A 7,516-nucleotide genomic window follows, 5' to 3' on the forward strand; every position below is an offset into this window, starting at 1 on the left:
GAGTATGAGGTGTGATGATATTTTCACTCACAACGACAATAGCCTGCACTTTCAGTAGAGTATGTTGCGGCATTTCCTTTTTGAAATCCTGCACTTCCGAGCTGTTTTGCCACTTTTTTATTGCCGATAATCACTGAATCCCTAAAACGGATGGGCAATACTATTTTATATCTTCCTTCATTTTTACCATATTATACCATACAACTCCGCCATGTTGTGATTTGGATATGCCATGATTTGCAAATCCCAGTTTCTCATAAAAAGGAACCAATTCCAGTTTACATGTCAAAGTAATTCCTTCCCTTTCATTTTCTTTCACCAGTTCTTCCATTTTCCTAATCAGGATTTTGGCGATTCCCTGTTTTCTGGCGCGCTTATCCACGGCTACCCCCAAAATGCTCTGATAGCCACCTTTTTCCGGATTTCTATTGATCCGCTTAAACAGATCGTCTGTAATGTACGGTTGTTGAATCACCGGCCCATTAATATACCCGACAATTTCCCCATTCTTTTCCGCAACAATAAACGTATCGGGAATCATTTGAATCCTTTCTTCAAAAGCTTCTTTCGTTGCGGCCTCTTTCTTCAAAAAAGCTTCATTTTCAATGCGCAACAAATCTTCCAAATCTTCCGGCCGAACATTTCTTAATGTGATCATCTGTTATACACCCCTTTAAACTTTTATTCATGAATTTGACTTTAGTCTATATATTTATCTTTATAATTCCAAGTGTTTTTCAAGGGATTATAAAAAGGGATCTTGCCCCGGTATAAATCCTGGTGCAAAATCCCATTGCTTTGATCCCCATTTATCAAACCATCACTTAATAAATCAAGTGCAAGAAATCGCCTTTCGTCACACCGCCGAAGTATCTGGAAATATCCACATCCGCCAACGCTTCTTCAATATCTTTGGAAGCATAGCGCAGCCCAACCAGACGCTTCTCGATTTCCTCCACGTCTTCCATGCCGAAGAAATCGCCGAAAATCTTGATTTCTTCGATGATGCCTTTATTCACTTCCAAACGGATATCGACTTCTCCTGACGGGAAGCGTTTTCGCTTTTGCATATTAAAGCGCGGGGATTTTCCATAGTTCCACTCCCATTTTTGGTAGCGTTCTTCCGACAAAGCATAAATTTTTTCCCAATCCTGTTCCGTCAACTCATAATATCGGATATTCTCCTCGCCGCCGAAAATGGATTTCAAAATTTCCATCCGGAACTGTTCAACGGTAATTTTTTCAGGCAGGAAATCGATGATGTTGGCAACACGGGAACGTACGGATTTGATGCCTTTGGACTCAATTTTGTCCTGCTTCACTTTCAACGAATTCGTCACCGCATCCAGATCCAAATTGAACATTAATGTACCGTGGCTGACCAAACGGCCGCGCGTTACATATTGCGCGTTCCCTGACACTTTCCGTCCTTCCACTAAAATGTCATTGCGGCCGGAAAGTTCCGCCTTTACCCCCAATTTTGCCAACGCGTCCACCACAGGCTGCGTGAATCTTTTATAGTTGCTGAAGCTGTTTCCGTCGTCTTTTGTGATAAAGCTGAAGTTTAAATTATTTAAATCGTGGTACACCGCTCCACCGCCGGAAAGCCGACGAACGACAATAATGCCATTTTCTTCAACGTAGTCTGTGTTGATTTCTTCAAATGTGTTTTGATTTTTGCCGATAATGATCGACGGTTGATTAATATAGAACAGCAAAAAATCATCCTGCTCAATATCCATGTTTCTTATAAGATATTCTTCAATCGCCAAGTTCACCCTTGGGTCTGTAATGCCTTTATTATCAACAAAATACATCTATGTAGCCTCCTATGCAAATTGTCCATATCTATTTTACACGAAAAATGGCTCATACTGATTTTTTTAGTATGATTGAATTTTTCCTCAACCATTGCAAATTTTGCTAGATAGATTCCGGTTCAACACTTTCTGAAATAAGGTTGGGCATTTCATCTGGTTGGATGAATGTTGTAAAAGAAATGAAGAAAGGCCAAAATCTATGCATTTCTTCTATCTATTATTTCTCCAATAACGGATGAAGATATTGTGCAGAGTATGAAACTTGTCGGATTGCGTCCGGATATAAAACAAAAAGTGAGAAATTATTCACTGGGAATGAAACAAAAATTGGCCCTTGCCCAGGCCATCATGGAAAACCAGCAAATCCTCATTTTGGATGAACCGTTCAATGCATTGGATTATAATAGTGTACAGCAAGTGCGGGCATTATTAAAATCGTTTAAAGAAGAAGGAAGAACAATCCTTTTGACAAGCCATCATCATGAAGACATCACGTTGCTATGTGATGAAGTCTATCGGATCAATCATTTTAAATTGGAAAAAGACGATATGGCATTCAGTTATATAAATTGATCCTCTAATAAAATCTTGTACAGCTGAATTGATGGGCCATCTTATCTCCGTTTTTTCTCTCAGTTTGAATTGAAAAGTTGTCCACACTTTCAATCTAAGGAGAGAACAAAATGGATGATCAAGATGGCTCCATTCATATGTAGACTTACGTGAAAATCCCCTGATAGTGTACATCCTTTTTTCACTAAGGCATCATCATATTTAAAACATCATCGCCATACATTAATAAGCAGAATACGGAGAGGAGGATTTTTTGTTTACCCAATATAAATATTGGTATCCTTATGTCAGTCCACACGATCCTTGTCCCCCTATCAAAATCAAAAGCTATTCTACTCCCCCTCAACTTTATATAGCATTCCAACCAATTGGATTACCTCAATTTCCAACCGCGAAAGAAGCATTGATGCACGGTACATTATGGCCTCAGCTTTACAGTCCTTATCCAAATCCACAAAAAAGGAATGAAAAATCGTGAGTAAAACAATGCCCCCGGAGTATTATCGGATGCTGGAGGAAATTCAGGCGATCGATTTTGTCATTGTGGAGTTGAACCTATATTTGGATACTCACCCTAACGATTTTGAAGCCATCAAGCAATTCAATGACTTCACTGAGAAAAGTATGAAATTGAAAATACAATTTGAAAAGAAGTTCGGGCCGCTGATGAATTTTGGCAAAAGTTTTTCGAATTACCCGTTTAATTGGGTGGATACCCCTTGGCCTTGGCAGGTTTAATCACCTATATTCGTTAGGAGGAACAAATGGTGTGGTATTATGAAAAAAAGCTTCAATATCCGGTGAAGGTAAGTACCTGTAATCCAATGCTGGCAAAGTATTTAATTGAACAATATGGAGGCGCTGATGGGGAGTTGGCAGCCGCATTGCGCTATATGAACCAACGCTATACCCTTCCGGATAAAGTGGTCGGATTATTAACCGATATCGCAACCGAAGAACTTTCCCATCTTGAAATGATTGCCACGATGATTTACAAACTGACAAAAGATGCGACACCGGAACAATTAAAGGCGGCGGGGCTGGCGGATCATTACGTGAATCATGATAAAGCCCTGTTCTACCAAAACGCGTCCGGCGTACCATTTACCGCTTCATATATTCAGGCAAAAGGCGACCCGATCGCCGATTTGTACGAGGACATTGCCGCAGAAGAAAAAGCCCGCGCAACCTACCAGTGGATCATTGATTTGTCTGACGATCCGGATTTAAATGACAGTTTGAAATTTTTAAGGGAAAGAGAAATTGTCCACTCCCTCCGATTCAGAGAGGCCGTCGAAATCCTCAAAGAAGAACGGAATACAAAAAAATTCTTTTAAAAGTAAATGCTATCTAAAACAATCAAGTTGGATTTTCAACTTGATTGTTTTATTTTAATCAATTTGTATATTTTTTCTGGATATATAATAAATCTGCTTTTATCCAATGATGATGTATAAAATTTTGTGTAAAGCATTTTGCTAGACCAAAAGAAAAAAGGTAGGGTATTCTCTGATTGAACCCAAACATTCCAGAGAAAGGAGAACCCTACCTATGTCTAAAAGTATACCGAATGTCGACTGGGCAAATCAACTGGAAAGTGTCATTCGTCAGTTTGTAAAGGAAAAATTAGAACTGATCATGCGGGAAGAAATCAAACATTTCCTCGAAATCGAACAGGCTGGAACGCAGAATATGAGAAACGGTTACTATCAGCGAAATCTAGATACGCAATATGGCCGGATTGAGGGTCTTTTGGTTCCAAGAGACCGAAACGGGGAATTTCAAACACAGTTGTTTGCCTCATACCAACGGCACACCGGCCGGCTGGAGGAAGCCATCATTAGGATGTATCAAAGTGGCATGAGTACACGGGAAATTGGCAAGTTTATCGAACGAATTCTAGGAAATGCTTATTCTCCAGCGACGATCAGCCGGATTACCGATGTCGTGAAAGAAGACATCGAGAAATGGTACCATCGTCCACTATCCAAACGTTATTCGGTCTTTGTACGTGAAACTTCGCCGCGATACGGTAGAGAAAGAAGTCATTTATGTGGTGTTAGGGGTGAATGAAGAAGGATATCGCGAAATTCTTGATTTCTTTGTGGGGGGACAGGAAAGCGCCTATGTATGGCAGGAGATTCTTCAACAACTATACAACAGGGGCGTAAAGGAAGTGCTTCTGGGCGTATTCGATGGACTACCGGGGTTGGAGGAAGCCTTTAAGGCGGTGTATCCGAAAGCCGATGTGCAGCGTTGTGTCGTGCACAAAGTACGTAATACCTTAAATCGTGTTCGGAAAAAAGATCAATTCGAAGTGGCAGAGGACCTCAAGCTGATTTATCGCGCGCCGAATAAGGAGATGGCATTACAGATGTTTCAACAGTTTGAGTCGAAATGGTCAAGCAAGTATCCGAGAGAAGTTCAATCTTGGGCCAATGAGTTGGATGTCCTCCTTACATTTATGGATGATCCAAGTAGTATTCGAAGTGTGATTTACACGACGAATGCCATCGAACGAACGATTAAGGAGATTCGGAAACGCCTAAAACCGATGAACAGTTTGAATAGTTTAGAAGCCGCTGTATTTGACCATTCAAGATTTTAATGAGAAATGGGCAGGGCGAAAGTTAGGAGGATTTGCCGAAGCGCAGGAAGCCCTCGAGCGAATGTTTGAAGAACGTTATCATTAACCAAATACTGTAAATAAACAAAATAGGGGGATTCTCCCTTTCCACACAGGAGACTGAATATTCAGTCTCCTGTGTGGAGAAAATCAGTCCCCTATCAATTCAAATCCATTTCAGAGAAACCCTACCCCATTTACATTACACAAAATTCTTGACGGTACCTGACGAAATTTAAAATTTGAAGTGCTCATTTTTTAAAAGTTGTGGAACGATTTCTTGGTTAACTAACGGGGCAGGTTTGTTGAAGATGGAATACTCTAAAAATTATTATCAACAATAGTCATTAACATAGCCTAAATAAAAAAGAAGGACGGTTAAATCATATGAACTCTTGTCCCCATACGACAAACACCTCCACAAATCGAATGGAGTTATACATTCGATTCAGGAGGTGTTTTCTTTTGGATTACTTCATTCTGCTAGGCGTTTTTTTATAAAATGATAAATTATAGGGTCATTACTTTGAAAATACTTATTAAGGCATGATATAAAAAATCAACAAAATTATAATATTGATAGGGAGACTAATTAACAAAAACAATCCTATATAATTTTTAGGACTAGGACCTTTTTTTGTTATAGCAAAATACTCAACACCCAAATTACTGATTGTAATTAATAAAACAAAGATGGCATAAAGCAAAACTTTTTCCTTAAACATGCTTGTGAAAAGGGGAGAAAAGATAATTAGAAAAGTGAGTTGCTGAAAAGTGCCTCGAGAAAAAATATCTACCTTTCCACCCAGAAATGCTTTAAAGTCACTTTTGCTCATATTATCCCCCTTACTATCGTAAGCAACCAGCAGCAGCACTAGCCCCTAACCATACCGCGGCAACACCAGTTCCTATTGCCCAACCAGCTGGACCACTTATTCCAGCAAGAGTCATAAGACCAGTAAACGCAGTAGTATGCGCGAAACCTGCAATGGATGCTGCTCCACAACCGCTGATTTTTTGTATCGATACTATATTATTATTTTGTGTATTTACTTCTTCTAAAATACTTTCTTTTAAGTTTTCACCTTCAGCACTATTTATAACTTTGTTAAATTTTTTAATGACACTAACTACCTCTTTGTATGATGGCGCATTATTTATTAAATTTAGCTGTTCCTTTAACTCTTTCTTATTTGTAATAACAATCTTATTTTTCTTCTCATCGAATTTAGTATATGCAATCACAATATTAGTTATTTCTGAATTAATTTCTGAATGATCCGGAATATCATTGGAAGTTACAGCTTCGGATTTCAGTGGAGCGAGTTGTATTTTGCAATAGAAAAGTGCAGAGAAATGCAATGAAAAATGCAGAGGTTTGCCACCCATTTAATTCCTTTTCGACAATGCGTGGGACAGTCTATAGCTCTCGCCATGAAAAGAGATGATATGGGCGTGATGAATTAGCCTGTCCACTAACGCTGCTGTTAAACGAGAATCTGTAAAGATCCGGTTCCATTGACTAAATTCTAAGTTAGATGTAATAATTACGCTTTTCTGTTCATAAAACTCCGATATAATTTGGAATAATAATTCAGCTCCTTCTTTACTAAATGGTAAGTATCCATCTTATTTCCTCCTTAAGTAGCCCATACAAGAATTGTTTCGGAGTTTCAAACGGTATTTGCTCGTATACATCCGCAACATAAGCTAACCTCAATGACTTACACAATTCTTTAATGTCCTGTTTCAATTGACAGCCTCCTCTCTAGGAGCTAATGAATCGTATTTACTCCAGTCCACTTCATAAGGATTATTATCACTAGGTAGCTTATCCTGTGCAATTAATTCATAGAACTCTTCATTAATCTTCTTCATGTCATGAGAAACTAATAAACTAGCTAGAGCTTCTAATCGTTTTCGTCGAATAATTAAATTATCTACCAACAAAAATTCTTTAATTCTTCCCGGTAAATACTTATTATAGCGCGAATATTCTACAACCCTTGGTTTATGAATCCATGTTTTAATTATTGAAAGCCATGGTAATGCTTTTCGCTTTTTCATATATGGCCGATAGTCATCCAATAATATCTCCCCATTAGGTGAAACAATCTTTAATTGATCCCATGTTAATATCATTTGTAATTGACTATAGTTGCCACCCTTAGGGACATGAACCAACGTCTGATCCACTTTCACTTCATTATATTTGTTTACTTTAACAAGATGCTCTTTAAATACAGGATAGGGCTTTTCTGGTAACGCTAGAAGATAATCCCGTTCTTCCTGCCATAAGTCCTCAATACGTACGTTTTTGGCATAATGAATTCTATTTCTGTCCGCCTCTAATTTATGAAATAATTGATCAGTTAAACCCTCATAGCTGTCCATTATTGGAGCTGAAGTAAAAAAGTTATAGCGTATATATCCAACTTTATTCTCAACATTTCCTTTTTCATGGCCACTTCTTGGATTGCATACCTGCACATCAAAG

General features: G+C 38.6%; 7 protein-coding genes and 4 pseudogenes. 5 read left to right on the top strand and 6 right to left on the bottom strand.

From position 1 onward, the window contains the following. Positions 1-160: 160 nt before the first annotated feature. Both FKZ59_RS06475 and FKZ59_RS06480 read right to left on the bottom strand, forming a co-directional pair. A complete protein-coding gene (locus FKZ59_RS06475) occupies positions 161-658 on the bottom strand; it encodes a GNAT family N-acetyltransferase (RefSeq protein ID WP_141601933.1) in 498 nt (165 codons plus the stop codon). Between the two features lie 166 nt (positions 659-824). Next, a complete protein-coding gene (locus FKZ59_RS06480; protein ID WP_141601934.1) occupies positions 825-1,817 on the bottom strand; it encodes a lipoate--protein ligase in 993 nt (330 codons plus the stop codon). A 252-nt stretch (positions 1,818-2,069) separates the two neighbouring features. Between FKZ59_RS06480 and FKZ59_RS06485 the strand changes: the two are divergent. The 5 genes and pseudogenes from FKZ59_RS06485 to FKZ59_RS06505 form a co-directional block, all read left to right on the top strand. Then, a pseudogene (locus tag FKZ59_RS06485) lies at positions 2,070-2,393 on the top strand (ATP-binding cassette domain-containing protein); the annotation flags it as partial. 253 nt (positions 2,394-2,646) lie between these two features. Next, positions 2,647-2,871, top strand: coding sequence for a spore coat associated protein CotJA (locus tag FKZ59_RS06490; protein ID WP_141601935.1), 225 nt, complete (start codon positions 2,647-2,649; stop codon positions 2,869-2,871). Next, positions 2,868-3,131, top strand: coding sequence for a spore coat protein CotJB (locus tag FKZ59_RS06495; RefSeq protein WP_141601936.1), 264 nt, complete (start codon positions 2,868-2,870; stop codon positions 3,129-3,131). The genes FKZ59_RS06490 and FKZ59_RS06495 overlap by 4 nt, the downstream gene beginning before the upstream one ends. A 29-nt stretch (positions 3,132-3,160) precedes the next feature. Then, the gene (locus tag FKZ59_RS06500) at positions 3,161-3,730 is read left to right on the top strand and encodes a manganese catalase family protein (RefSeq protein WP_141601949.1); all 570 of its coding nucleotides are present in this window, start codon (positions 3,161-3,163) and stop codon (positions 3,728-3,730) included. Positions 3,731-3,944: 214 nt separating this feature from the next. Beyond that, positions 3,945-5,086: pseudogene (locus tag FKZ59_RS06505) on the top strand (IS256 family transposase). A gap of 472 nt (positions 5,087-5,558) precedes the next feature. On the opposite strand, the gene FKZ59_RS06510 reads toward FKZ59_RS06505, so the two are convergent. The 4 genes and pseudogenes from FKZ59_RS06510 to FKZ59_RS14705 form a co-directional block, all read right to left on the bottom strand. After that, the gene (locus FKZ59_RS06510; protein ID WP_100664556.1) at positions 5,559-5,855 is read right to left on the bottom strand and encodes a hypothetical protein; all 297 of its coding nucleotides are present in this window, start codon (positions 5,853-5,855) and stop codon (positions 5,559-5,561) included. Between the two features lie 13 nt (positions 5,856-5,868). Continuing rightward, the gene (locus FKZ59_RS14700; protein WP_181733212.1) at positions 5,869-6,408 is read right to left on the bottom strand and encodes a hypothetical protein; all 540 of its coding nucleotides are present in this window, start codon (positions 6,406-6,408) and stop codon (positions 5,869-5,871) included. Continuing rightward, positions 6,409-6,645, bottom strand: a pseudogene (locus tag FKZ59_RS06520) (ATP-binding protein); the annotation flags it as partial. It abuts the gene before it with no gap. Positions 6,646-6,768: 123 nt separating this feature from the next. Continuing rightward, positions 6,769-7,516 (bottom strand): annotated as a pseudogene (locus FKZ59_RS14705) (IS21 family transposase); the annotation flags it as partial.

The sequence above is a fragment of the Ureibacillus terrenus genome (assembly GCF_006569205.1).
Taxonomy (GTDB): Bacteria; Bacillota; Bacilli; order Bacillales_A; family Planococcaceae; genus Ureibacillus; species Ureibacillus terrenus.